Annotated in this window: 25 protein-coding genes; 14 read left to right on the plus strand and 11 right to left on the minus strand. The window is 63.5% G+C overall.

Annotated features, from left to right (window positions below; genetic code table 11):
- Positions 1–7: 7 nt before the first annotated feature.
- The 4 genes from ispD to ACQ4WL_RS01120 are packed head-to-tail and all read left to right on the plus strand — an operon-like array spanning position 8 to position 2,786.
- Positions 8–709, plus strand: a complete 702-nt coding sequence (ispD, locus tag ACQ4WL_RS01105) for a 2-C-methyl-D-erythritol 4-phosphate cytidylyltransferase (RefSeq protein WP_436507534.1) — start codon at positions 8–10, stop codon at positions 707–709.
- A 17-nt stretch (positions 710–726) separates the two neighbouring features.
- Entirely contained in the window at positions 727–1,227 is a 501-nt protein-coding gene (ispF, locus tag ACQ4WL_RS01110) for a 2-C-methyl-D-erythritol 2,4-cyclodiphosphate synthase (RefSeq protein WP_436507535.1), read from the plus strand.
- 35 nt (positions 1,228–1,262) lie between these two features.
- Complete coding sequence (locus tag ACQ4WL_RS01115; RefSeq protein ID WP_436507536.1) at positions 1,263–2,426, plus strand: PQQ-dependent sugar dehydrogenase; 1,164 nt, start codon at positions 1,263–1,265, stop codon at positions 2,424–2,426.
- A gap of 57 nt (positions 2,427–2,483) precedes the next feature.
- Positions 2,484–2,786, plus strand: coding sequence for a hypothetical protein (locus tag ACQ4WL_RS01120; protein ID WP_436480579.1), 303 nt, complete (start codon positions 2,484–2,486; stop codon positions 2,784–2,786).
- A 10-nt stretch (positions 2,787–2,796) separates the two neighbouring features.
- Here ACQ4WL_RS01120 and ACQ4WL_RS01125 read toward each other — a convergent pair whose 3' ends face one another.
- Positions 2,797–4,011, minus strand: coding sequence for an MFS transporter (locus tag ACQ4WL_RS01125; RefSeq protein WP_436507537.1), 1,215 nt, complete (start codon positions 4,009–4,011; stop codon positions 2,797–2,799).
- Between the two features lie 92 nt (positions 4,012–4,103).
- Between ACQ4WL_RS01125 and ACQ4WL_RS01130 the strand changes: the two genes are divergently transcribed.
- Positions 4,104–4,724, plus strand: a complete 621-nt coding sequence (locus ACQ4WL_RS01130) for a TetR/AcrR family transcriptional regulator (RefSeq protein WP_436507538.1) — start codon at positions 4,104–4,106, stop codon at positions 4,722–4,724.
- On the opposite strand, the gene ACQ4WL_RS01135 is transcribed toward ACQ4WL_RS01130, so the two are convergent.
- The gene (locus tag ACQ4WL_RS01135; protein WP_436507539.1) at positions 4,725–5,081 is read right to left on the minus strand and encodes an MmcQ/YjbR family DNA-binding protein; all 357 of its coding nucleotides are present in this window, start codon (positions 5,079–5,081) and stop codon (positions 4,725–4,727) included.
- A 510-nt stretch (positions 5,082–5,591) separates the two neighbouring features.
- Between ACQ4WL_RS01135 and ACQ4WL_RS01140 the strand changes: the two genes are divergently transcribed.
- Entirely contained in the window at positions 5,592–6,047 is a 456-nt protein-coding gene (locus ACQ4WL_RS01140; protein WP_436507540.1) for a CCXG family PEP-CTERM protein, read from the plus strand.
- A gap of 99 nt (positions 6,048–6,146) precedes the next feature.
- Here ACQ4WL_RS01140 and ACQ4WL_RS01145 read toward each other — a convergent pair whose 3' ends face one another.
- From ACQ4WL_RS01145 to ACQ4WL_RS01170, 6 genes are all read right to left on the minus strand, one after another.
- Positions 6,147–7,127: an FHA domain-containing protein gene (locus ACQ4WL_RS01145; protein ID WP_436507541.1), complete on the minus strand. Its 981-nt coding sequence runs from the start codon at positions 7,125–7,127 to the stop codon at positions 6,147–6,149.
- Positions 7,124–8,515 carry a S1 family peptidase gene (locus ACQ4WL_RS01150; RefSeq protein WP_436507542.1) on the minus strand — a complete coding sequence of 464 codons (1,392 nt, stop codon included), beginning with the start codon at positions 8,513–8,515 and terminating at the stop codon, positions 7,124–7,126. The genes ACQ4WL_RS01145 and ACQ4WL_RS01150 overlap by 4 nt, the downstream gene beginning before the upstream one ends.
- Before the next feature lie 73 nt (positions 8,516–8,588).
- Positions 8,589–9,242 carry a GTP cyclohydrolase II gene (gene ribA, locus ACQ4WL_RS01155; RefSeq protein ID WP_035820484.1) on the minus strand — a complete coding sequence of 218 codons (654 nt, stop codon included), beginning with the start codon at positions 9,240–9,242 and terminating at the stop codon, positions 8,589–8,591.
- Between the two features lie 220 nt (positions 9,243–9,462).
- Positions 9,463–11,712 (minus strand): PhoX family protein, encoded by a 2,250-nt coding sequence (locus ACQ4WL_RS01160; protein WP_436507543.1) that lies wholly within the window; start codon positions 11,710–11,712, stop codon positions 9,463–9,465.
- Between the two features lie 111 nt (positions 11,713–11,823).
- On the minus strand, positions 11,824–12,210 hold the full coding sequence (locus ACQ4WL_RS01165) for a DoxX family protein (protein WP_436507544.1): 387 nt from the start codon (positions 12,208–12,210) through the stop codon (positions 11,824–11,826).
- Positions 12,211–12,237: 27 nt separating this feature from the next.
- Positions 12,238–12,939 carry a pirin family protein gene (locus tag ACQ4WL_RS01170; RefSeq protein ID WP_436507545.1) on the minus strand — a complete coding sequence of 234 codons (702 nt, stop codon included), beginning with the start codon at positions 12,937–12,939 and terminating at the stop codon, positions 12,238–12,240.
- A 166-nt stretch (positions 12,940–13,105) separates the two neighbouring features.
- On the opposite strand from ACQ4WL_RS01170, the gene ACQ4WL_RS01175 reads away from it, so the two are divergent.
- Entirely contained in the window at positions 13,106–14,029 is a 924-nt protein-coding gene (locus tag ACQ4WL_RS01175) for a LysR family transcriptional regulator (protein WP_436507547.1), read from the plus strand.
- Between the two features lie 190 nt (positions 14,030–14,219).
- The gene (locus ACQ4WL_RS01180; protein WP_436507548.1) at positions 14,220–16,379 is read left to right on the plus strand and encodes a putative bifunctional diguanylate cyclase/phosphodiesterase; all 2,160 of its coding nucleotides are present in this window, start codon (positions 14,220–14,222) and stop codon (positions 16,377–16,379) included.
- Here the strand turns inward: ACQ4WL_RS01180 and ACQ4WL_RS01185 are convergent.
- Positions 16,376–17,302 carry a LysR substrate-binding domain-containing protein gene (locus ACQ4WL_RS01185; RefSeq protein ID WP_436507550.1) on the minus strand — a complete coding sequence of 309 codons (927 nt, stop codon included), beginning with the start codon at positions 17,300–17,302 and terminating at the stop codon, positions 16,376–16,378. The two genes, ACQ4WL_RS01180 and ACQ4WL_RS01185, sit on opposite strands and share 4 nt — an antisense overlap.
- Positions 17,303–17,387: 85 nt before the next feature.
- Here ACQ4WL_RS01185 and ACQ4WL_RS01190 point away from each other — a divergent pair, with 85 nt between their 5' ends.
- Positions 17,388–18,611 carry an MFS transporter gene (locus ACQ4WL_RS01190; protein WP_436507552.1) on the plus strand — a complete coding sequence of 408 codons (1,224 nt, stop codon included), beginning with the start codon at positions 17,388–17,390 and terminating at the stop codon, positions 18,609–18,611.
- Between the two features lie 2 nt (positions 18,612–18,613).
- On the opposite strand, the gene ACQ4WL_RS01195 is transcribed toward ACQ4WL_RS01190, so the two are convergent.
- Complete coding sequence (locus ACQ4WL_RS01195) at positions 18,614–19,501, minus strand: EamA family transporter (RefSeq protein WP_436507554.1); 888 nt, start codon at positions 19,499–19,501, stop codon at positions 18,614–18,616.
- Positions 19,502–19,577: 76 nt separating this feature from the next.
- On the opposite strand from ACQ4WL_RS01195, the gene ACQ4WL_RS01200 reads away from it, so the two are divergent.
- From ACQ4WL_RS01200 to ACQ4WL_RS01215, 4 genes are all read left to right on the plus strand, one after another.
- Entirely contained in the window at positions 19,578–20,066 is a 489-nt protein-coding gene (locus tag ACQ4WL_RS01200) for an Lrp/AsnC family transcriptional regulator (protein ID WP_436507555.1), read from the plus strand.
- Between the two features lie 16 nt (positions 20,067–20,082).
- Positions 20,083–20,904, plus strand: coding sequence for an APH(3')-I family aminoglycoside O-phosphotransferase (locus ACQ4WL_RS01205; RefSeq protein WP_436507557.1), 822 nt, complete (start codon positions 20,083–20,085; stop codon positions 20,902–20,904).
- A 70-nt stretch (positions 20,905–20,974) separates the two neighbouring features.
- Entirely contained in the window at positions 20,975–21,619 is a 645-nt protein-coding gene (locus ACQ4WL_RS01210) for a GNAT family N-acetyltransferase (protein WP_436507558.1), read from the plus strand.
- Between the two features lie 131 nt (positions 21,620–21,750).
- Positions 21,751–22,134, plus strand: a complete 384-nt coding sequence (locus tag ACQ4WL_RS01215) for a glutaredoxin domain-containing protein (protein WP_436507559.1) — start codon at positions 21,751–21,753, stop codon at positions 22,132–22,134.
- 17 nt (positions 22,135–22,151) lie between these two features.
- On the opposite strand, the gene ACQ4WL_RS01220 is transcribed toward ACQ4WL_RS01215, so the two are convergent.
- Entirely contained in the window at positions 22,152–22,388 is a 237-nt protein-coding gene (locus ACQ4WL_RS01220; protein ID WP_034749909.1) for a DUF3820 family protein, read from the minus strand.
- A 331-nt stretch (positions 22,389–22,719) separates the two neighbouring features.
- Between ACQ4WL_RS01220 and ACQ4WL_RS01225 the strand changes: the two genes are divergently transcribed.
- Entirely contained in the window at positions 22,720–24,561 is a 1,842-nt protein-coding gene (locus ACQ4WL_RS01225; RefSeq protein WP_436507561.1) for an esterase/lipase family protein, read from the plus strand.
- Positions 24,562–24,688 lie beyond the last annotated feature (127 nt).

A 24,688-nucleotide genomic window follows, 5' to 3' on the forward strand; every position in this document is an offset into this window, starting at 1 on the left:
GAATGGCATGACAGCAGCACCGAACACCGTCCGCTACTTTGCGCTGATCCCCGCCGCCGGCGTGGGCGCGCGCATGGAGGCGGGCAGTCCCAAGCAATATTTACCCATCGCCGGCAAACCCATGCTGCGCCATGCGCTGGATGCCTTTCTCGCCAGTCCCCTTATCGCGCACACCTATGTGGTCGTCAGCGCCGAGGATGGCATGATTGACACGCTCGTGCCCGGGCAAGGCGTGACTGTGCTGCGCTGCGGCGGCGCCACGCGCATGGAAACCATCCTGAATGGCTTGCACGCCGTGCAGGGCTGCATAGCCGCCCACGACCAGGTGCTGGTACACGACGCGGCGCGGCCCGGCCTGACGCCGGCGCTGATCGCAAAGCTCATTACCGAAGTCGGTGAATATCCGGCCGGCGGCTTGCTGGCCTTGCCCGTGGTCGACACCGTCAAGCGGGCGGGGCCTGGCAGCCTGTCGGCGCAGACGGTGTCGCGCGACGGCCTGTGGCTGGCGCAGACGCCGCAAATGTTTTCCTATGCCTTGCTGCACCGGGCCTTGTCGCAAGCGCCCGATCCGCAAGCGATTACCGACGACGCCAGCGCCGTCGAAGCGCTGGGCCTGACGCCCAGGCTGGTCGAAGGCCACCCGCGCAACTTGAAGGTGACCTTGCCGCGCGACATACACACGGCCGAGCTGTATTTGGCCCATCCTTGAATTCCAGAGAGACCCGCATGCACACAACGACTCCCGTACTGCCTTTCCGCATCGGCCAGGGCTATGACTGCCACGCGCTGGTGGAAAACCGCGACCTGATCATCGGCGGCGTGAAAATCCCCCATCACCAGGGCTTGCTCGGCCATTCCGATGCCGACGTGCTGCTGCACGCGATCACCGACGCCATCTTCGGCGCGGCCGCCCTGGGTGACATCGGCCGCCATTTCCCCGACACGGACGCGCAATTCAAGGGCGCCGATTCGCGCACCCTGCTGCGCGAAGCCGTGCGCCGCGTGCAAGCGACCGGTTATATCATCGGCAATATCGACGCCACCATCATCGCCCAGCGCCCGAAAATGGCGCCGCACATCGCCGCCATGTGCGCCAACGTGGCCGAAGACCTGGGCGTGAGTGTGGGCCAGGTGAACATCAAGGCCAAAACGAATGAAAAGCTAGGGTATCTGGGGCGCGAAGAGGGTATCGCGGCCGAAGCCGTCGCCTTGCTGCTGCGCGCCTGATCCCACATTCGCATCATCCACCGACAGGAGAGAGCATGTTCCAGTTACGCCGCACCAGCATCTTGCTGGCATGGGCATTGGCCGCCGCGCCATCGGCCTGGGCCGAACTGCAAGCCACGGGCGAGCCGCCCGCCGCCAAACAGGGCTGGAAGGCCGAGATCGTCGCGCAGGGCGTGCGCCAGCCGTGGGGCATCGCCTGGCTGGGCGAAGGACGCGCGCTGGTCACCAGCAAGCAGGGCACCTTGCATCTGCTGAATGGAAAGACTTTTACCGATGTGGCGCTGGAAGGCATGCCCAAGGTGTTTACGGGCGGGCAAGGCGGCTTGCTCGATATCGTCATTCACCCGCAGGATGCGGGCAAGGCTGCGCCAAGAGTCTACATGACGGTGTCGACGGGCACCAATGATGCCAACCGCACGACCCTGGTGCGCGGCGTGTTCGATGGCAAGAAGGTGACGGGCATCCAGACCCTGTTCAAGGTGGCCAACGACAAGAGCGGCGGCCAGCATTTCGGTTCGCGCCTGCTGTGGCTGCCGGATGGCACTTTGCTGATGAGCGTGGCCGATGGCGGCAACCCGCCGTTGCGCGTCAAAGACCGCCTGGCGCGCGAGCAGGCGCAAAACCTGGCCACCCACCAGGGGTCCATCCTGCGCCTGACGGAAGAGGGCAAACCGGCACCCGGCAATCCGCTGGCGGCCAAGGGCGCCTTGCCGGAAATCTGGTCGGTTGGCCACCGCAACGTGCAGGGCCTGGCGCTCGATCCTGTTTCCGGCCGCGTGTGGGCCACGGAACACGGTCCGTATGGCGGCGACGAGCTGAACCTGGTGGTGGCGGGCGGTAATTACGGCTGGCCATTGCAAAGCTATGGCGCCGACTACAAGACGCACGAGCCCGTCGGCAAGCATGAAGTGGCCGGCATGCTCAATCCCAGCGTGGCCTGGGTGCCGTCGCCGGCGCCGTCGGGCCTGGCCGTCTATACGGGCGACAAGATTGCCGCCTGGCGCGGCAGCATCTTCAGCGGCGGCCTGGCGGCCAAGGATATCCGCCGCATCGCCGTCGATGCGAACGGCAAGGTGACGGGGCAGGACCGCCTGGCCATCGGCGCGCGCGTGCGCGAAGTGCGCCAGGGACCGGATGGCTACCTGTATGCGCTGACCGATGAGGATAACGGCCGTTTGCTGCGCATCGTGGCGCAGTAACACGGCAGGCGCCGTCTTCGCTTAAGATGGCGCCTTTACTTCCTTCAAGGTGGCGGCATGGCCCGTGATACTTATGCATACCGGCATGTTGCCGTCGAATCGCGCGCCATCGATGGCCGCGTGGAAATCCGCCCCGTGCCGGGCCAGGCCTTCTCTCCCGAGCTGGCAGTGCAGTGCTCGCGCCGTCTGGCCGACCTGCAGCGCTATCCGCTGGGCAGCCGCTTTTTACTTTTTGCCAAGCTGACGGACCGCCTGGGCGGCACGCCTTTCCTGTATGCATATCACGGCGACGCGGACGTGGTGATGACGCCGGCCGAAGTGACGAAGTTCCTCGGCGAATTTCGCCGCGGGCGCATCTGATATCACTTTCCTACGATGCGATGCAGGACGCGGCGGCCTTGGCGCTGGCCTGCGGCTTGCCGAAGAGCGCGATCGTCAGCGCGCAGCCGAGGGCGAACAGGCCGCCCACCACCATCGCGCTCGATACGCCCAGCCGGTCGACGGCCATGCCGCCGAGCAAGGCGCCCGACGCCAGCGACACTTGCACGATGGCGACAAACAGCGCGCTGCTGCCTTCCATCAAGTGTGGCGCGGCCTTGAACATCCACGTCTGCACGGCGATCGGCATGGCGCCGAAACCGAAGCCCCACACGGCCACCAGCAGCATGGCCGTGAGTGCATGGCTGCCGAACGCGGCCAGGGCCAGGGTGGACAAGCCCAGCACGGCGCCCGTCACCATCAGCGCGGCCCGTTCGTGGCGGCCGGCGGCCCAGCCGCCCACGAGGTTGCCGATGAAGCCGGAAGCGCCATACACGAGCAGCATGGCGCTGACCGTGCCGGCCGCCAGGTGCGACACTTGCGTGAGGAACGGCGCGATATACGTGTAGACGGCGAACTGGCCCGTGAACAGCATGGCCGTGGCGATCAGGCCCAGCCTGGCTTTGCGGATGCCGAAAATCATCGGCAACTGGCGCAAGCGGATGGCCTGTGTCGGCGGCAGCTTGGGCAGCAGCAGCAACTGGCCGATGAAGACCAGTACGGCAATGGCGCTGGCCGCGCCAAAGGCGATTCTCCAGCCGACCAGCTCGCCCACCAGCGCGCCGGCCGGCACGCCCGCCACCGTGCCCAGCGAGACGCCGGCGAAGATGATGGACATGGCGCGCGACGCATGCTGCGGCGCCACCAGGCGCGGACCGATGGCGCTGCCGATGGCCCAGAAGCCGCCCACGCCCACGCCCAGCATGGCGCGGCCCAGCAATATCCAAGCATATGAGGGCGCCAGCGCCACCAGCAGGTTCGAAACGACCAGCAGGGCCGTGAGTGCCAGCAGCACGATGCGGCGGTCCAGGCGGCCCGAGCCGACGGTGACGAAGATGGCGGCAAACGCGGCAACGATGCCGGGCGTGGTGATCATCAGTCCCGCCTGGCCCTTGCTGATGGCCAGTTCGGTGGCCATGGCCGGCAGCAGCCCGACTGGCAGGAATTCGGTCGTGACGAGGGCGAAGGCGCCGATGCCGACGGATAAGACGGCCAGCCAGGGCGCCACGGTGGTATCGTCGTCAGTAGCGTTGGAGAGTGTTTGCATGTGAGGTTCCTGAAAAGCCGGGAGGTTTTTAACCGGTCGGTATATAATCGGGGCAAGCAAGCATTGTTGTCAATAATTTTTTACCGAACGGTATGAAACAAGAAAAAAAAGAGGCAGTAGCCAAGGCGAAAACGGGTCGTCCGCGCACCTTCGACGCGGACGAGGCGCTCGATTGCGCCATGAAAGTGTTCTGGGAAAAAGGCTATGAGGGCAGTTCTCTGCCGGAATTGACGAAAGCCATGGGCATGAACCGGCCCAGCCTGTATGCCGTCTTCGGCAACAAGGAGCAGCTGTTCCACAAGGCGCTCGAGCGCTACAGCGACACGCGCATGCAGTTTTTTGATGCGGCGCTGGAACAGCCGACGGCGCGCCAGGTAGTGGAAGCCTTGCTGACGCAGTATGTCGATGCGCAAACCATGCCCGACGGTCCGCACGGCTGCATGGGCGTGAATGCGGCGCTCGCCTGCAGCGACGATGCCTTGCCGATCCGCGATGAATTGTTCGCGCGCCGGCTGCGCGGTGAAATCAAGTTGCGCGACCGCTTGCGGCGCGCCAGGGAAGAGGGGGATTTGCCACCCGATTCCTGTCCCGAGCAGCAGGCGCGCTTTGTCGTGACCCTGTCGCAAGGCATGGCCATCCAGGCGGCGGCGGGGGTATCGCGCGAGCAATTGCAGCAGATGGTGGGATTGCTGCTGCGCAATTGGCCGCTGTAACTACCCGCTCGGGGCGATGGTCTTGGCCAGGTCGCTGGGCGCCTTGCGCCGCCAGGCTGCCGTCAGGGCGGCGGCCAGCATGTCCAGCTCGGCGTCCGCCAGACGCACCGTGATGCCGGCCAGCCGTTCGCCCCACCACAGTTTTTCGCAGCCGGACGGCGTGATGACGGTGGCGATATGCGCCGCTTCCGCATCGAGCAGCACGTTGATGTGCTCGTCGTCGGGCAGGGTGGCAAAGATCTTCCCGCCCACGCGGAAGGCTGGACGGTCGTGGTGTTCTTCCTCGGTGGCGTCGGGAAACGACAGTGCCAGATAGCGTAGTTCTTCCAGGTCGACCATTTCCTCTTTCCCTCTCATCGGACAGATAGCTGCATGACTGCATTTTGCCATGCTGTTTCGCCGCGTGGTGCAGCGGCATGCGAAAAGAAATGCGCAAGATGCGACACTGGCGCGTGCCTTTGTGGTGCTGGTGCGACACCTCGCCAGCCTGCGCGATGATGGCGTTGCCCGAGCGGCACGGCGGTTCAGGCCGTTTTAGCTGCCTGGTGCGTGATTGTCATAAAAATATCTTACATGATAAAAAGAAAAATACTTTTCCTTCAGGGAATTTAAGATACAATAGACTTAACGTTTTACCTGACCCGTCAACTGTCTGGCTTTGTCCCGGGAACCCGAACCCTTTCCAGGATGCTTGCAGTGCCGCCATGGCATGTCGCAAGTCCGCGAAGTTCTGCGGAGGCTACGCCCCCGACCGCTCATCCTTGCAACTGCCAGCGCGATGCCGACACGCCTCAATGCAGCGTGTATTCAGCTCAAGCGCCCTTACGCCTGCTGCGCCCGTTGAATACTTATGACTGGATACTTATCATGGAAAATTTGCCCAAAATCGCCCTGTTCCTGATCGCTGCTGGTGTGTTTGCCCACGCGAACGCCAGTACCATGACCGTCTCTACCGGCTACTCGAATGCTGGCTTGCAAGCTTCCGCCACCGCTTATCAGTCTGTGCTGAATGCCGGCGTGGCACTGGACGTCAAGAGCAGCGACCTGTGGTGGGCTGATAACTACGATAGCAGCAGCCAGTTCCTCGCAGGTTCGAGCACCTTGTTGGCAGGCAACCATACCTTGAGCATCGATGGCCTGGAAGGCTGCTGCGATGAAGGCCGGCAAGTCCAGTTCAAGGAAAGCAACAGCAATTTCGCCAGTTTTTCCAGCAGCGATGGCCTGGTGTTGGCCGTGCAGGAACCGAGCACCTACGCCATGCTGCTGATCAGCCTGGGCTTGCTGGGTTTCACGGCACGCCGCAAGCAGGACGAGAAGTTTTAAGCGCAAGTTCTAAGGCGCAATATTCTGCGCGCCTCGCGGCGCACATAAAAAAAGCCCGCCATGTCTTGACAGACCGGCGGGCTTTTTGCATGCGCTTTGTTAATCGCCGCTGTCTTCGTCTTCATCGGCCCCTTTGGCCGCCTTGCCGCGCTCGGCGTCGACGGCGCGCTGCAGGCCGGCCGCGTCGCGGAAGAAGGCCTCCGTCGTGTGATTCGGGCTCAGGCGCATGGCTGGCGGGTAGATGACGGACATGTAGGCCTCGTCGGCCAGGCGGCCGCTGGTTTGCAGGTTGCTCAGCAAGATCAGGGTCGAGCCGAGGATGGCCAGCACCACGGCAACGAGGCCGAAGCGGCGCGGATGCTGGGGTTTGATCGTGCACAAATGGTAGTAGATCATGGCGCATACAATGACGATGAACATATGCCGCCCGTAGCGCGTCAGCACTTCCAGCGACAGCGCATACGCCGCCACATTGCTGCCCAGTTCCCACACTTCCATGGCCAGCAAGCCGCAGCCGATGATGAACAGGTGGCGGCCGAAGCGCGCCACATGGCCGAACAGGCGGTTTGCCACGGCCCAGATCGATGCCCACACGAGGCCGCCGGCCAGCGCGTAGGCGATGATCATCAGGTAGGAAATCGGGTCGAAGGCTTCCGCGTCGCCCAGCCAGTTGCTGAAGGCGGCCGAGGCGCCGATCATGGCCAAGCCGGCGACGGCGGGGCGCAATCCTTCCCAGTCGTGCCTGGTGGTGTCGCTCAGTTCGGGCGCAATAGGATGGTCGCTGGCGCGCACGCGCAGGCGCGTGTGGCCCAGGCGCACGATGCTGTTGCCGTTCAAGGCCACTTGCAGTTGCCGTTGTCCCCGGTGGATCACGCCATTCTGGCTGCCCAGGTCGCGCAGCAGCAGGCCGCCTGCGCCATCGTCCTCGACGATGGCGTGCCGGGCGGCCGTATGCGCGTCGTCGACGATGAAGTCGTTGTCATAGCCGCGGCCGATGCGAATCGGCAGAGTGGCGATGCGCTGGCGTTGCTGCACTTCGCCATTCTCGGCGAGGATTTCAAGGTAGTAGGGCGGCTTCATGGCTTGCGGCTACTTTCCCGCGACAGCGCTTCGAGGAAGGTGCGCGTGACGCGCATGCCGTTGGCGTAGGACACGCCGCGCGCGTCGATGCGGCTTTGCAAGCTCATGAGTGGCGCATCGGTGCTGGCGGCCAGCAGGGCAAAGTCGTACAGACCGGTAAACTTGCGGTAGGCGCGCACACACAGGACGGCGCGCAAGGGCAAGGTCTTGTTCTTGACGAACTGTTCGGTGCAATGGGGTCCCGTCAGGTGCACGTTCTTGTAGCTGCCGACACTTTCATTCTTGAACGAGGCGCTGGCCAGCTCGGAAAAGCGCAGCGCGCCCAGTTCGCTGCTGCGCAGGAATTCGTGCCGCATCGACACTTGCCCCGTCTGCAGGGCGCCGGAAATGAAAATGGCCGATTCCATGGCGCAACTGGTGTTGTCGAGCATATAGGGCTTGTCGGACTTGACGTTGGAGCGGCCCCAGCATCGCATCTGGTCGGACTCGCGCACGGGCACGCGGTACGGACCCATGGTTTTCAGGCTCAAGGGCGTGTCCAGCAGGCGCGCCAGCATGACTTCCTGGTGCGCCAGCAGTTGCGCCGTCACCAGCGGCTTGAAGTCTTTCGGCGGCTTGCCTTGCTGGGCCACCTTGGCCAGCAATTGCTGGGCATAACGGGCGGGCACGAGAAAACTGACGAGTTCGCCATCGAGGCGCTTCGACACATTCACGCCGGCCACGTCGCCGCTGGCCGTCACGCTGGGGCCGCCGCTCATGCCGGAATTGATCGGTCCCGTAAACATCAGCTGGTCATAGAAGCTGCGCGTGACGACGCCGTTGTAGGCGCCTTCCGAAATGGCGAAGCCCAGGTCCAGCGGATTGCCCATCGAATACAGGTATTGCCCCTGTGTCAGGGGCGCCAGCCCTTCCGGCATCTTGAAAAAGCCCGTGCCGTGGCGGTTCACGCGCAGCACGGCCAGGTCGTGCAGCACGTCGACGGCCAGCAATTCCACATTGCCGCGCTGCCCGCTGGTATCGACCCATTCGCCCACGTAGGTATCGGGGTCGAGCGCGAATTGCGACACGACGTGATAGTTGCTCACCACCAAGTCACCCGTACCGATCAAAAAGCCCGAGCCGACCGACGACTGCGTGCGGCCGTTTTTCAGCAGCACGCGCACTTGCAGGATGTCGGCGCGCGCGGCCGTGTACAACTTTTGCGCGGCGGACGAGGGCGGTGGCAGAGCCGCATGTTCGGTGGCGGCGGGCGCGGCAGTGGCCGGCGGCGGCTTGATGGGGGGAGTCGAAGCGGTGGAGGCCGTGGCTGGTGCAAGCGCCTGGGCCGCGTGTGCGCCTGCGGCAGCGCACAGGCTGGCCAGCAAGAAGGCGTAGTGAGATAATTTCATGCATCCTTTGTGCGTGAGCAGGAGCGAGGCCGGCCCGGCGCAGCATCGTGCAGCGTTGCGCCAGCCCGGGGGATTACAGGGCGCCGTCTTCCAGCGCCGGCGCCGTTTCCGGCGTCATCATGTGACCCAGCTTGCTTTGCTTGGTATTCAGGTAGTGCTGGTTGAAGGCGTTGCGGTTCACCAGCAGCGGCACCCGTTCGGCCACCGTGATGCCCAGCGCTTCCATGGCGGCGATCTTGCGCGGATTGTTCGTCATCAAACGCAGACTGTGGATGCCGAATTGCGCAAACATGGGCTTGCACAAGGTGTAGTTGCGCGCGTCGGCCTTGAAACCCAGCTGTTCATTTGCCTGCACCGTGTCGGCCCCTGCCTCTTGCAGGCGGTAGGCGCGGATCTTGTTGATCAGGCCGATGCCGCGCCCTTCCTGACGCAGATACAGCAAAATGCCGCGGCCTTCCTCGGCGATGCGCTTCAAGGCGCCTTCGAGCTGGGCGCCGCAGTCGCAGCGCTGGGAAAACAGCACGTCGCCCGTCAGGCACTCGGAATGCACGCGCGCCAGCACCGGTTCGCCGTTGCCGACATCGCCCAGCACCATGGCCAGGTGTTCCTTGCCTGTGGCGTGCTCGACAAAGGCGTGCAAGGTGAACTGGGCCCACGGCGTCGGCAGTGCGCAGGAAGTCGTGTAATCCAATTCGCCTGTCGCCAGGAGGTCTGCGCCGCTTTGCATGGTTGTGCTCATATAAGTAATTATCAAAAATAAAAGGCGCGCGACACCACTGCGGTGCCGGCGCGCCTTGCCATCATACCAAAAAGCAGGGAAACGTTTTCCCCCGCTGCCATTCGGTCGTTGCAATGTCTGGTGATAAGCCTTACTTAGGGGCACTTCCTCCTTTTACAAGGTGAATTGCTGGCTTTGCCTGGCGGATGCCTCCGCCAGGCACGGGACATCAGCTGCCGATGCGTCCGCCGTCGTTCTTGGTGATCACGATGGTGGCCGAGCGGGGACGCTTGCCGGCGCCATAACCGGCGTTGGCTGGCCACTGGCTCGTGTATTTGGACGGATCGCCGATATTCGCCAGCGACGTGTTTTCACCCGGATGCTGGATGTTGACGAACATGGTCTTGCCATCGGGCGTTTCGCTGATGCCCGTGATTTCCGAGCCGACCGGCCCCACCAGGAAGCGCTTGAGCGTGTCGGCGGTGGGTTTCTTGCCGATGAAGGTGTCGACCGCCAGGTTGCCGCCGGCCGCCGTGGCGTAGTTCAGGGTGGACTTGGCGCCATCGCCGACCTTGCCGGGAATGGCTGCCAGCATCATGCAGTTGGTCACATCCGTGTACGCGCCATCGTCGGTCTGGATCCAGCAAATGCCCGTGTAGGGGCTGAAGGCCAGGCCATCGGGGCTCGAGAAATCCTGGTCGGCCGTCAGGTTCGACAGGTTGATCTTGCTGGCGTCGGCGCCGCTCTCGGCGCCAAACAGGTAGACATCCCAGGTAAAGCTGGTGGCTGCGGCCGCGCCCGTACCTTCCTTGAAGCGGATGATATGGCCGTTCGGATTGCCGTTCTGCGCGCTGCTGCCTTTCATGTCCGTGTAGGCGCGCGGATTGGCGCTGTCCGGCGCCAGCTGCGACGAGCCGCTCGGATTGACGGTGCGGTTCGAGTTATTGGTCAGCGTGTAGTAGATCTCGCCATTGGCCGGGTTGACCGAGCACCATTCCGGACGGTCCATCTTCGTCGCGCCGACGGCGTCGGCCGCCAGGCGGGCATTCACCAGTACATCGGCCAGGTCGGCGAACTTGTAGGCGCTGTATGCCTGGATCAGCGCGTTCGACATGGCCAGCTCGATCCACTGGCCCGTGCCATCGGCGGCCAGCTTGGCCACGTACAGCTTGCCCGAATCGAGGTATTTGTCACCGGTGGTCATGCGGTCGGCCGGGTTGGCGTCCGCGGCGGCCCAGACAGCCGTCGTGACGAACTTGTAGATGTATTCGTTGCGAGAATCGTCGCCCATGTAGACGGCCAGTTGCTGGCCTACGGTCGGTACGCTGAAGGCGGCGCTTTCGTGCGCGTAGCGGCCCAGTGCCGTGCGCTTGCGGATGGCTTTGGTTTTGTCGTACGGGTCCATCTCGACGATGTAGCCCATGCCGTTCAGCTCATTGCGGTAGTCGTCGCTGCCATTGGCGGATGCGCCAATCTTGCTCAGGTTCCAGCGCGCGTACTTGTCGTCGCTGCCGCCCGTTTCCCAGCCGTGGCGCGAGGCGCCGCCCTGGCTGCGGCCATAGCGGTTCAGCGAAGCCACGGATTTGTCGCCGCGCGCCGCATTGTCGGTGGCCGAGCGGGTGAAGTAGCCAGCCCAGTTTTCTTCGCCGGAGAGGTAGCTGCCCCATGGCGACTTGCCCGTGCCGCAGTTATTGATGGTGCCGCGCGTCTTGGTGCCGGTTGGCGAATACTTGGTCACCACGAGGGCGTTGCCGCGTACCGGACCGGCAATCTCGATGTCCGTCAGCGGCGTGACGCGGCGGTTGAAAGCGGAATCGTTGACGGTGGCCCAGGCGCTGCCCGTCTTTTTGATTTCCACCACGCTCAGGCCGTGGACGGCCACTTCCTTGTCGACTTCGGCGGCGGGACGCGGCAGCGAGGTGGTGCCGCCATTCACGTGCAGGAAGTGCGAGGACAGTTTTTCATCCGTGGTCGCTTCGTGGTTCATCGCCAGCAAGCCCCGTTCGGCGCCGGATGCCAGCGGCGCGCCGGCGGCGGACAGGCCGTAGTATTCCATGCCGTCGTGGTGGTCGCCGGCGCGGTTATCGAAATCGGTATCGCTGCCGTCGTTCTTGTAGGCTGGCGTGGCTGCGCGCAGCGAGTCGCCCAGCGCATACAGGGCGGTGGCCGTGTAGCCGGCCGGCACCGACACGACGTCGGCCAGGCTTTTCGGCACGGCGGTGAAGGCCAGCAGTTTTTCGGGTGTCGGTGTCGGTGTCGGCGTCGGCGTGACGGCGGCCGCATCGCTGCCGCCGCCGCAAGCGGACAGTCCCATCGAACCCATGACGGCGGTAGCGGCCGTGACGGCGCTGCCGCGCAGCCAGTTGCGGCGGCTCAGGCGGGCGTTCAGGATGCTGTTGAAATGGTTGTCGTGGGACGCGTTGCTGTCAATGTCGTTCAGATCGGTGGCACTGATGGCCAGATCGTTGGGCTTGTTCATGGGCTGCGATGTCCTGTGGTTGCGTGATTAAATGGCAATCGCATGATAGTCAGCTAATGTGACAGCGCCATGTCAGCTTGATGACGAAACGGTGACAGGCTGCCTTCGGCCTTATCTGGCCTGGCGAAAACCGCGCTCCACCAGCAGCAGCATGCCGCCGAAGATGGACAGGTTCTTCAGGAAGTTCGTCAACTGATCCTGGAAGTGGGCCGCATCGGCGCTCCAGAAGGCGTGGAAGATCAGCGTCGTCGGGATCAAAAACAGCGCCAGGGCCAGCGCCGCCCAGCGCGCCTGCCAGCCCGTGATCAGCAGCAGGCCGCCGCCCACTTCCAGGACGATGACGCCCACCAACAAGATATTGGCGATCGGCAAACCCTGGCTGGCCATGTAGCCGGCCACGCCCGCAAAGCCGCCGATTTTCAGCAAGCCCGAGACAAAGAACAGCACGCCAAGGGCGGCACGGCCGAGGGGCAGCAAGACGTTGGTTTTGTTTTGCATGATTTTCTCTTTCGGTACAGTGATCAATCATTCGGGTAAGTCGAAGAGCAGAAACTCGGCGTCTTCCGGTTGGGTAATTGCCACGCTGGTTTCCTGCGTCAGTTTCAGCGCATCGCCCGCTTTCAAGGGCGTGCCGTTGACCACCAGGCTGCCGCGGATCAGGTGCACATAGGCTTGGCGGCCTTCTTCCAGTGCATGTTCGGCCTGTTCGCCTTCTTGCAGGATGCTGGCGTAGATGGCAGCATCCTGGTGGATCAGCACGGAACCCTGGCGGCCGTCGGAGGAGGCGATCAAACGCAGCTTGCCCCGTTTGCTGTCCGGCGTAAAATGTTTCTCTTCATAGCTGGGGGGGATGCCCGTCACGTTCGGCTGGATCCAGATCTGCAGGAAATGCAAGCCATCCGTTGCCGAATGGTTGAATTCGCTGTGGCGCACGCCGCTGCCGGCGCTCATGCGCTGCACATCGCCGTAATGCAGGACGGAGCCGGTGCCCATGCTGTCCTTGTGTTCCAGCGCGCCGTCGAGCACATACGAAATGATTTCCATGTCGCGGTGGCCATGCGTGCCGAAACCCTGGCCTGGCGTGACGCGGTCTTCATTGATCACCAGCAGGGGGCCAAAGCCCATGTGCAGCGGATCGTGGTAGCTGCCGAAGGAAAAGCTGTGGTGGGAATTGAGCCAGCCGTGGTTGGCGGCGCCGCGCTCTTCGCTATGACGAATCTGTAACATGGTGGACTCCGTTTCTAAAGGTTAATGTGCGATAATTTCGAAGGACTGTTGCCTGGCAGTTGCCGTGGCGCCGATGCTGCCCTTCGCTGTACGATGAAGAAAGTATAGACCCCTCTACAGAGAAAGAAAAACGGAAAATCTTGCGAGCTATGATCGAAAAAATCGAATGTTAAGACTGAGCCTGGAAGCCCTGCAAATTGTCGACGCCATCGACCGCCGCGGATCGTTCTCGTCGGCCGGCAAGGAGCTGCATAAAGTACCGTCCACCATTTCCTATACGGTGGCCAAGCTGGAAGACGACCTGGGCGTGCAAGTGTTCCAGCGCAATGGCCCGAAAGTCATGCTGACGGCGGCTGGCCAGGAGCTGCTGAAAGAGGGGCGCTATCTGCTGAAGGCGGCGCAGGACCTCGAGCACCGCGTGCGCAGGGTGGCGTCCGGCTGGGAAACGGAATTGTCCATCGGTATCGATTCCATGTTTTCCGCCGTGGCCCTGGCCGACGACGTGCGCGCTTTCTATGCGGTAGCGCAGCAGACGCGCCTGCGCCTGTCGCAAGATACCCTGTCGGGCACCTGGGAAGCGCTGCAGGACCGGCGGGTCGACTTGCTGGTGGGCGCGCCTGGCGACGGGCCGGCGGGTGGCGGCTATATCGCGCAAGCAATCGGCATGCTCGACTTCGTGTTTGCCGTTGCGCCCTCGCACCCGTTGGCGCAGGTGGCGGAACCCTTGTCGCGCGGCCACTTGCAGCAGCACCGGGCCGTGGTGGTGGCCGATTCGGCGCGCCAGATGGCGCCGCGCACGGTGGGACTGCTGCTGGGACAAGATGCCTTGAGCGTGCCGAACATGCAGGTTAAGTTCGACTACCAAGTGCTGGGGCTGGGCTTTGGCTTCCTGCCGGGGCCGTGCGCGCGCGCCGCCATCGCGCGCGGCGAGCTGGTGGAGAAGGCCGTGGAAGAGCCGAAACCGTCGGAAACGTTTTACCTGGCCTGGCGCGTGGGCGAGGATGGCGCCGCGCTGCGCTGGTGGATGGCGCGCATGCGCGAACCGGATGTGTTTGCCCGCCTGGCGCGGCATCTGCCTGGGCGTGCCTGACGCAGCACCCAGCCATTCTGCTTAGGTCTTAAAATGTTGACATACGCCAACATTTTTAAGTTACCATATTCATAGTATTTCGACCGTCTTTCTGCCCCGACCTCCACGCCCCACAGTGGGATTTTGATGATTACACACACTGCAGCGCCCCTGATACCTTCCTCTGACCTGGCCCAAGAGTGGGGTTGCCATGCTTGAGGCGAAGGTTGCGCTGTGCCTGCGCCTGGCCCAGGATGCCCGTGAACAGGCGGGGCCGCAGCAGGCCGCTACCTTGGCGCGGCTGCAGGAAGAGCTGGAGCGGCTGCGCGGCGCCAGCCGGCCCTTGGTGCGCGTGGCGCCGGCGGACGCCTTGCTGGAAATCGATCCCGATGGCTTCCTGATCGGCTGGAACCATGGCGCCGAACAGATGTTCGGCTATTCCGAACTGGAAGCGCTGGGCCAGCACATCCTGTTCCTGTATCCGGAAGACGACGCGGAAGCGAGCGTGCTGGAATTGCATTTCAAACAGGGCGACGTGGCCACCGATGTGCGCCGGCGCAAGAAGTCGGGCATGGTGACGTGGTTGCGCATGCACCGCCACGTGATACACGACCAGGCCGGCAAGGCGTGCGGCATGGCCGTGCGCCTGTCGGCCATGAGCGAACCGCTGTCCGACGTGGACAAGGTGAGGTTGCACGCGCGCATCATCGAAGATAGCGAGCAAGCCGTGCTGATCACGGATGCGGAAGAGCGCATCGTCTCGATCAACAGCTCGTTTTCCCGCATCACCGGCTATTCGCCGGCCGAAGCCATCGGCCGCACGCCGGACTTGCTGCGCTCGGGCGTGCACGACCCCGATTTCCGCGCCAAAGTGCGCGCCGCCATGCGTGGGCATGGCTCCTGGCGTGGCGAGATCATCGGCAAGCGCAAGAATGGCGAACTGTTCCCGCAAGACGTCACCATCAGCGTCGTGCGCGACGAATTTGGCGAAATCAGCCATGTGTTTTCCCTGTTTTCCGATATCTCGGTGCACAAGGATGCCGAGGCGCGCATGCAGCGCATGGCCAACTACGATAGCCTGACGGGCTTGCCCAACCGCTGCCTGCTGAACCAGCTGGTGAACCAGGGCCTGGCCGAAGCGAAACGGCAAGGCACGCATGGTGCACTGATGGTCATCGACATCAGCCGCATCGGTTCCATCAGCGACACCTTGGGCCATGAAGTGGGCGACCAACTGGTGATCGCCATCGGCGAGCTGTTCCGTGGCGCCCTGCGCGACGCGGACATCCTGGCGCGGGTCGACAACAGCAAGTTCGTCGTGGCGTTGCTGCATATCGAAAAGCGCGAGCATGCGGCGAACGTGGCGCAAAAGCTGCTCAACCTGTTAGAGGCGCCGATCAATATCGATACGCACGCCCTGCACGTGGGCGCCAGCATCGGCATCACCGTGTATCCGGAAGATGGCCTGGAAGCGCCAGCCCTGTTCCGCTTTGCCGACGTGGCCGTGGCCAAGGCGGGGCAGACCATCGAATCGACTTTCCTGTTTTACCGCGAAGACATGAACCGCAGGGCCAAGGAACATTTGCGCCTGGAAAGCGAAATGCGCCTGGCCTTGGGCGACAAGGAGCTGGAATTGCATTACCAGCCGAAAGTGAGCCTGGCCAGCGGGCGCATCGTGGGCGCGGAAGCCTTGTTGCGCTGGAAGCATCCAATGCGCGGCATGGTCTCGCCCGGCCTGTTCATTCCTGTTGCCGAGGAAACCAGTTTGATTCTGGAACTCGGCACCTGGGTGCTGGATGAGGCCTGCCGCCAGATCCGCAGCTGGGAAGACCGTGGCCTGCACATGCCGGCCATCGCCGTCAACCTGTCGGCGCGCCAGTTCGATGAACAGTTGCCGGCGCGCATAGCGGCCGTGCTGGAGCGCTATCAAGTGCGGCCCGACCAGATCATGCTGGAAATTACGGAAAGCCTGTTGATGCGCGGCGCCGACAAGGTGATCGACATCATGAACCAGCTGGTGGCCATGGGCCTGGCGCTGGCGCTGGACGACTTCGGCACCGGCTATTCCAGCCTGGCTTACCTGAAGAAATTCCCCATCAGCACATTAAAAATCGACCGCTCGTTTGTCATCGGCTTGCCGTTCGAGGAAAACGATTGCGCCATTGCCCGCGCCATCGTCACCATGGCGCAGCAGTTGCGCCAGGAAATCGTCGCCGAAGGCGTGGAAACGGCCGAGCAGATGCGCTTCTTGCGCGAACTGGGCTGCGACCAGCTGCAAGGCTATCTGTTCAGCCCGGCCGTGCCGGCGGCGGAGTTCGAAGTGATGCTGGGCGAGGGCCGGCAGCTGCGCCTGGATGCGGTGGTGGCTTAAGCATCGCTCAAGCTCACTTTTTCCAGCAGGTAATCGAGCATCACGCGCACTCTGGCCGGCACTTGCAGGCCCGGTCCCACGAAGACGGCGTGCACGAGTTCCTTGTCGCCCGGATTGTAGTCCTGCAGCAAGGGTATTAAATGACCTTGCGCAATATCGCGCAGCACATGTTGGCGCGAAAAGCGTCCCAGTCCCATGCCCGCCAGCACCAGCTGGCGCATGCTTTCGCCATCGCTGACGCAGGTATTGCCCTGCGGCGCCACCTGCACGGTGTTGCCCGCCTCATCGAGGAAGGGCCAGGTTTCGTTCTGGCAGCGGAAGTTGAATGCCAGCAGATTGTGCTTCGATAAATCCTGCGGCGTGCGCGGCAGGCCATGCTGCGCCACGTAGGCGGGTGCGGCGACGACGACCATCGCGTCTTCGCCCAGTTTACGCGCCACCAGGTTCGATTCCTTCAACTTGCCCGTGCGGATGGCGATGTCGGTGCGGTCTTCCAGCAAGTCGACGATGGCGTCGCTGACGACGACGTCAAGCACGATGTCGGGATAGCGCTGCGCGAACTCGGGCAGGATGGGCAGCAGGTGGCGCACGCCGAATGGCACGAAACAGTTGATGCGCAAGCGCCCGCGCGGCGCCGCCCCTTGCGCCGCTTCGCGCTCGGCGCCATCGATATCGTCGAGGATGCGCTTGCACTGCACAAAGAAAGCGTCGCCCTCGGGCGTGGTGTGCAGCTGGCGCGTGCTGCGCTGGAACAAACGCGCACCGAGCCGCGCTTCCAGGCGATTGATGAGCTTGCTGACGGCCGACGGCGTCAAGGCCAGGCGGCGCGCGGCGGCGGAAAAGGCGCCCGTTTCCACCACAGCCACAAAAACGGCCATCTCGAACGCACGGTTGATGTCTTGCCTGGCCATTATTGAATCCATTTCACAGGTGTTTCCATTATAGGAGTCTATATCAAAAGTGTTTATCTCGATACACTGGCTGGCTTGAACCATTGTTGGAGCCATCATGACCACCGCAAGCCCTGTTTCCCCTCAAGCCAGCAAGATGCCGCCCGGCGTGCTGGCGCTGGCCGTCGGCGCCTTTGCCATCGGCGTCACCGAATTCATCGTCGTCGGCATTCTGCCCACCATTGCGAAGGATTTGCATATTTCCATCGAATCGGCCGGCTCGCTGGTGAGCCTGTATGCGCTGGCGCTGGCCATCGGCACGCCGCTGCTGGTGTTGCTGATGTCGCGTTTGCCGCGCAAGGCGGCCCTGCTGGGGCTGATGAGCGTGTTCCTGGCCGGCAACCTGCTGGCAGCCTTTTCCCCCACGTTTGAACTGTTGCTGCTGGGCCGGGTCATTACGGCCGTGGCGCACGGCACCTTCTTTGCCATCGGCGCCACCGTGGCCGCCAGCCTGGTCAGCAAGGCGCAGGCGGGCAGGGCGATTTCCGTGATGTTCGCGGGATTGACCCTGGCCATGGTGATCGGCGTGCCCTTCGGCAGTTTTCTCGGCAACCTGATGGGCTGGCGCCTGCCCTTCTTTGCCGTCGTCGTGCTCGCTGCGCTGGGCCTGGCCGCCATGGCGCGCTGGCTGCCGGCCGGCTTACAGCAGGGCAAGGGCGGCAAGGCCATGACGCAGCTGGCGGCTCTCGGCAGCGGTCCCATTTTGACCATGATGGCGGTCACCACGTTTGGCTTCGGCAGCAGCTTTGCCGCCTTCACCTTCATTACGCCCATCCTGACGGACGTGACGGGCTTTTCCGCCACCACGGCCAGCGCCTTGCTGATCGTATTTGGCGCCGCCACCTTTGCCGGCAACCTGGCGGGCGGCTACCTGACGAGCCACCTGGGCTGGCAAAAAGCCTTGCGTGTGATGCTGCTGTTGCTGGCTGTCACGCAGGCTGGCGTGGCGCTGAGCATCGCTTCGCCCTTGATGATGACGGTGATGCTGTTCGTCTGGGGCGTGTTCGCCTTCGGCCTGTCGCCCGCCCTGCAGGCGGGCATGCTGGCCACGGCCGAGCGCTACACGCCGCACGCGGTCGACTTCGCCTCGGGCCTGAACATTTCCGCGTTTAATCTGGGCATTTCCTTCGGCTCGATGTTGGGCGCGCTGATGGTCTCGCGCCAGTTGATGGCATCGTCACCGTGGGCCGGCGTGGCTGCCGCATTACTCGCCTTGCTGCCGCTGGCCTGGCTGGCGCGCAAGAACCTGGCCGCCCATGTGGCGGGTGCGGCCGTGCATTAAGGTCAGGTATGCACGGCGGCGGCCAGCGCCCGTTTCTGGCGCTGCGCCATATACGAACTGCCCATCGACGCGGCCATGATCATGGCGATGGCCAGCCATTGCGCGGCATCCAGCCGTTCATCGAGCAGGATGAATGCCAACATGGCGGCCACGGCCGGTTCCATGCTGCTCATGATGCCGAACGCTTGCGGCGTCAGCCGCTTCAGGGCCACCATTTCCAGCGAGATCGGGATCGCGCTGGAAATGAGGGCCACGCCCAGGCCCACGGCCAGCACGACTGGCGAGAGCAGGGCGGCGCCGCTGTGCATCACGCCCACGGGCACCACCACCAGCGCGGCCATGGCCAGGCCCAGCGACACGGAATGGCCCGCATGCAAATGGCTGGCGCGCTTGCCGAAGACGATGTACGAGGCCCAGCAGACGGCCGCGCCCAGGGCGAACAGCACGCCCGTTGGATCGAGCTTGCTGACGTCGTGGCCGAGCGGCAGCAGCAGCGCCAGTCCCGCCACGGCCAGGGTCACCCAGACGAAGTCGAGCGGGCGGCGCGAGGCCAGCAGCGCCACGGCCAGCGGGCCGGAAAACTCGATCGCCACGGCGATGCCGAACGGGATCGTGCGCAAGGCCATGTAGAAGCACAGGTTGGTCAAGCCCAGCGCGGCGCCGTACAGGGCCACCGTGCGCAAGTCGGCGCGGCTCAGCTGCCAGCGCCACGGGCGCCAGAACAGCAACAGCAGCAAGGCGGAAAAGCCCACACGCACGGCCGTCGTGCCCTGTGCGCCGACCAGCGGGAACAGGCTGTGCTTGGCCCATGAGGTGCCCAGTCCCAGGCAGGTGACGGAGCCGAGGATGGCCAACAGGGGGATAAAGGAAGAGTAGCGGTGCTGTGGCATGGCGAGTATGGCTTGATATCGGAAGCATGAAAGTTTATTGTGTCTGCTCTGATATTTGCACTGCATTTTGACCCTCATGACACAACTTTCGCTCACGCCTTCCCTTGCCCTCGATGCCTTCGACCTGGCGATTCTGGACATCTTGCAGCGCGATAACACGACCTCGCAGCGCGAAATCGCCCAGGCCGTGCATTTGTCCGCACCCGCCGTGCAGCGGCGCATCCGCCGCCTGCGTGAAAGCGGCGTGATACGTCACGAAGTGGCCGTGCTCGACGCGGGCCGCCTGGGCCGCCCCCTGATACTGACGGTGGAAGTCCACCTGCACGATGAGCACCCGCTGCGCACGGCCGGCATGCGCGCACGCATCATGGCCGAACCGGCCATCCAGCAGTGCTACGGGATCACGGGCGAGGCCGACTATCTGCTGATCATTACTGCCAGCAACATGGCCGAATACGAGGCGCTGACGGAACGCCTGTTTGGCGGCGACGACAATATCCGGCGCTATCGCACCTCGGTGGCATTGACCTGCCTCAAGATGGGCTTGCAGGTGCCGCTGGGATAGGGCACAGTCCAGCTAAATGATTCTCTCCAAAAAGAAACAAGCCGCCGTGATGGCCACCATGCCCGCCCACATACGCGCCGAACTGGCAGCGTATGCGTGGGCGCGCGACAGCGTCGGTGAGTCGGACGCTGTCGTCTACCGACTGCAGGGCAAGGACGGTGCGCCGGACCTGTTCCTGAAGCACGGCAAGGATGCCATTGCGGCCGATATTGCCGATGAAATGGCGCGCCTGCGCTGGCTGGCGCAGTACCTGACCGTGCCGGCGGTGGTGCGGTTCGCCCGCGTGGCAGACCCAGAGCAGGTATGGCTGCTGATGACTGCGCTGCCTGGCACGACGGCGTCCGAGGTGCTGGAAGCGAACCCCGCGTTGGGCCCCGCCGTGGTCGACGCGCTGGCGGCCTTTCTGCGCCGCCTGCACGCGCTTCCCGTGCGCGACTGCCCGTTCAATGCCGGCCATGCTGTTCGGCTGGCCCAGGCACGCCAGCGCATCGATGCGGGCCTGGTCGATGCCGAGGATTTCGATGCCGGGCGGGAAGGCTGGACGGCAGAGCAGGTGTGGGCGGCGCTGCAGGATTGCCTGCCCCTCGTGCCCGACCTCGCCGTGACGCATGGCGATTTTTCGCTGGAGAATATCGTCCTGCAGGAAGGCGCCGTCGTCGGCTGCATCGACGTGGGACGGGCCGGCGTTGCCGACCGCTACCAGGACTTGGCCATCGTCTGGCGTAGTCTCGGTGAGTTGGACGCGTCGCTACAGCAAAGGTTTGCGCAGCAATATGGGATCCTTGATGCCGATCAAGGCAAGCTGCAATTTCATTTGCTGCTGGACGAATTGTTCTGAATGCCGTGCATCGGGCAGCCGACGGCTGCACTCTGGCATCATCAGCGGACACGAATATGGGAGCCTGGCGATGGGGGAGCAAGAAAATGCGCATCTGCTTGAGCCTGGCCTTCTTGCTGCCTGGCTGGCGGCACGTTCCATTGTACGTGGCTTGGCGCTGCCCGTACCCGATCACGGCGGGTGGCGCGTCGATACGGGCTTGCCCAAGGAAATCCGGCGCTACGTTTCTTCGGAACCTGTTCCAGGCATCAGCGCGTTGGCAGCCTCGATTCACCGTCCGCATATCTTCATCAAGATGTGTTGTTCCGGGGAGCAATTGCTCAAGCTTTTACCGCCTCGATGGCAACTGCGCCCTGCCGGTTTTTTCATGACCCATGAAGGCAGTCTGCATGCGCCAGCCTTGCCGGCCGGCTACCGGCTTGACGTCGCAACGTCGCAGGCAATTACGACGGCGCGTATTTTTACCGGCGATGGTGCTGTTGCCGCCAGCGGCCATGCCGTGGAACATGCCGGCGTCTTTGTTTTTGACCGTATCGTCACCGAAGCCGCGCATCGGCGCCGGGGGCTGGGGCGAGTACTGATCGCCGCGCTGGGGGCCAGGCAGAGATCGGCCAGCGCGCGCCGGGTGCTGGTGGCAACCGAGGATGGCTTGAAATTATATGCGAGCCTGGGCTGGCATACCCAGTCAGCGTATTCGACGGCCACGATTACCTAAGGTCGCGCTATCGCACTCGCTCAGTGCATGCCGGCTATCGACCGGGTCGCTCAAGGTGGCGCCCACGCCAGCCTGTGCGCATGGCACAATGCGTGACCCGCACGCCACGTGCCACTCACCCCAGGACTTTTATGACCCGCGCCATCCTTGACGAAGCCCAGATCCATCCCGTCGCTCGCCCTTTGATCGGCAGCAAGCATACGGACATCGTGCGCGAGGTCCAGGCTGCCATTGCCGCGCACCAGGTGGTGGTGGTCGGCATGGCGCTCAATCCGTTTCCGCGCAAGGCGCGCAAGATCCTCGACGTGCTGGGCACGCCCTACCAGTACCTGCAATACGGCAGCTATTTGAACCAGTGGCACCGCCGCAATGCCTTGAAGATGTGGACGGGCTGGCCGACTTTCCCCATGGTCTTTGTCAATGGCGTGCTCATCGGCGGCGCCAGCGAGCTGCAAAAACTGGTGGAGAATGGCGAGTTCAGCGCCATGCTGGCGAAGAAGGTGCGCCAGTTTTAAGACGGGTCTTACTCTCCTTACTCGCCCGGCCGCCACGGCGACTTGCGCGTGCGCAAGGGGTCGAGCAAGCTGCGCAAATCATTGTGGTCGAGCTCGTACATCAGCGCGATTAAACTGCCCAGTTCGCCCGAGGGGAAGCCTTCGCGCGCGAACCAGCCCAGGTAGTGTCCCGGCAAGTCGGCCAGCAGCCGTCCCTGATATTTCCCATATGGCATTTCGCGCGTGACCAGCAGCGCCAGCTTCTCTGAATTCATGTGACTGCTCTCCCTTGCTAGCGGGGCAGTGTAGCAGAGCTGGTACGCGCCGGTTTGCATGTCACTTGCGATCATTGGTTCCATGGCGTTGGCGACGGTTTTAGCCAGATCAAACAATCGGGACATCGTGCCCTGCGTGGGGCGCTGGCGGCGCATACTGGTTTGCCAATGCGCCGTGACGCCAGCATGCAGGTGTGCGTGACCATGGAAGGGGAGTGCAACGATGCGAACGGCTATCGCCTTGTACCGGCAGCGGTGGTGGCGAGCACTCATCGCCGCTTGCCTTGCCGTTGGCCTTGCTTTGCTGGCCGCATGCCACAAGCCGGCGCCCGTGAATAGCGAGGACCCGGGCTGGGTCGAGCGTGCCGATCCCCGGCATAAAATCGCCGTGGTGTTCGTGCACGGCATCTTTGGCAGCACGCGCGGCACGTGGACAGGCGCGCATGGCGAGAGTTTCTTTCGTTTGCTCAAGAATGATGCCAGGCTGGGGCCGCAAGTCGATAGCTACGCCTTCGGCTTCAGCTCCAACATCATGACGGGCGGCTCGCTCGATATCCGGGAAGCGGCCAACAAGCTGCAAAGCTATCTGCTGCCGTCCGGCGTGTTCGATTACCCGGTCATCGTGTTTGTCGGGCACAGCATGGGCGGACTCGTCATCATGCGCTACCTGGCCAATAATATGGACAAGGCTCCCGAGCTGGCGGAAAAGGTGCCGCTGATTGTCTTGTTCAGTGCTCCCATGGAAGGTGCGCAGGTGGCGCAGCTGGCGGACCTGGTGGCGCGCAATCCCGCGCTGTCGAACCTGCGGCCGGTGGATAGCAATGACGTGCTCAAGCAGCTCAGCGACGACTGGTCCAGCCTGGCGGCCAAGCCGCACGTCAGTTGCGCCTATGAAACGGCCGATGTGAGCGGCGTGCGCATCGTGCAATGGGGCAGCGCCACGCGGGTGTGCGCCGGGCGTCCGGTGGCGATCGACAATGCCGATCACATTTCGCTCGTCAAGCCCGACCGTGCCACGCATCCAGCCTATATGTTCCTGTCGGGGCAACTGATCGAGCATGTGCTGCCGTTGCAGATGGGAGTGCCGCTGGAGTTGCCCGATTTTCAGCGCGACAAGGACGTCTATACGTTTACCCTGGCCGCGCCCGAAGAAAATGCCCGCCTGATGAATACGGGGCGTGCCAGGATGAAGTACTGGATCGCGGAAAAGTCCAGCCGCACCTTGCTGGTGTCGCCTGGCGCCAGTCCGCAACCGATCAATGGGCACTCCACCGAGATGCTGACCGTGGCGCTGCGGGTCGATGCCGATGAAAATGCCTATGCATTCACCTTGAAAAGCGATTTGCCCTCGGAGCAAAGGGTGCGCGTGCTGGTGCCCGACTTGTCCCGTCTGCGCATGGGCCACCAGCGCAACGCCATCAAGGTGACGACCGGCCTGGCCCAGTACCTGGGTGACCCTGCCAATGCGGAAAAAATCGCGGCATTGCAGCGCGATCCCGGCCAGCTGAATGTGCAGTTGGCGACAGTGGCGCACGCCGCCCTTGGCGAGCCTATCAAGCGCCTGCCCAGCGCCGAACAATGGCTGCTGACGGCAGACTTGCTGGCCGCCGCCAACCTGACGCACGTCGCTTCCGCGGCGCTGGCCCACAGCGCAGGCATCGATGCCTTTTATCAACCGGCAGCAAAGGAGTTGCGCAGCAAGCTGCTGGCCCAGGGGCGTGCGGAGTTGTTGCTGCGTTCAGGAGCCGTGGATGGGTGGTATGAGCGTTCGATCGGTGGGCATCCCGACAAGCCGCGCATGGCAGGCCAGCCCAACCCGTCGTCGCCCATCCCTGCCATTCCCGCATGGCTGGACACGGAGGCTTACCGCCAGTCATCGCTGCAACTGGTGCGCAGTATGGAGCAAGTCGCCTCGCTGCGGCAAGACGCGGCCAGCCTGGAAGTGGCGACAGTGAAAATGCCGTTCGATGCGGCAATGGGCGTCATCCTGCGGGCAGAGCGCGAACGCTTCCCGCACCTGCCTGCCGCGCAATGGCGCCATTTCGGGTCCCCGGCCGCCAAGGCGGAGCGGCGGCATCCCAGCCTGCCTGAGCTGGAACCGCGCGACAAGGCGAAAAAGATGGAAAAGCCGGAGCCGCGCACCAGCCCTGGCAACAGTCCCCTGTCACGCTAAGCTGTCTGGCGTGCCAGGGCCGACTGCCGCTGCCACTCGTCCCATGCCCCGGTGATATCGTCAATTATTGATTTTGACGCAACTATCTTCTTCCCGTGGAGGTATTTTTCGAAACAAAGAAAGCTCC

Source organism: Janthinobacterium kochi (assembly GCF_051380715.1).
Taxonomy (GTDB): domain Bacteria; phylum Pseudomonadota; class Gammaproteobacteria; order Burkholderiales; family Burkholderiaceae_D; genus Janthinobacterium.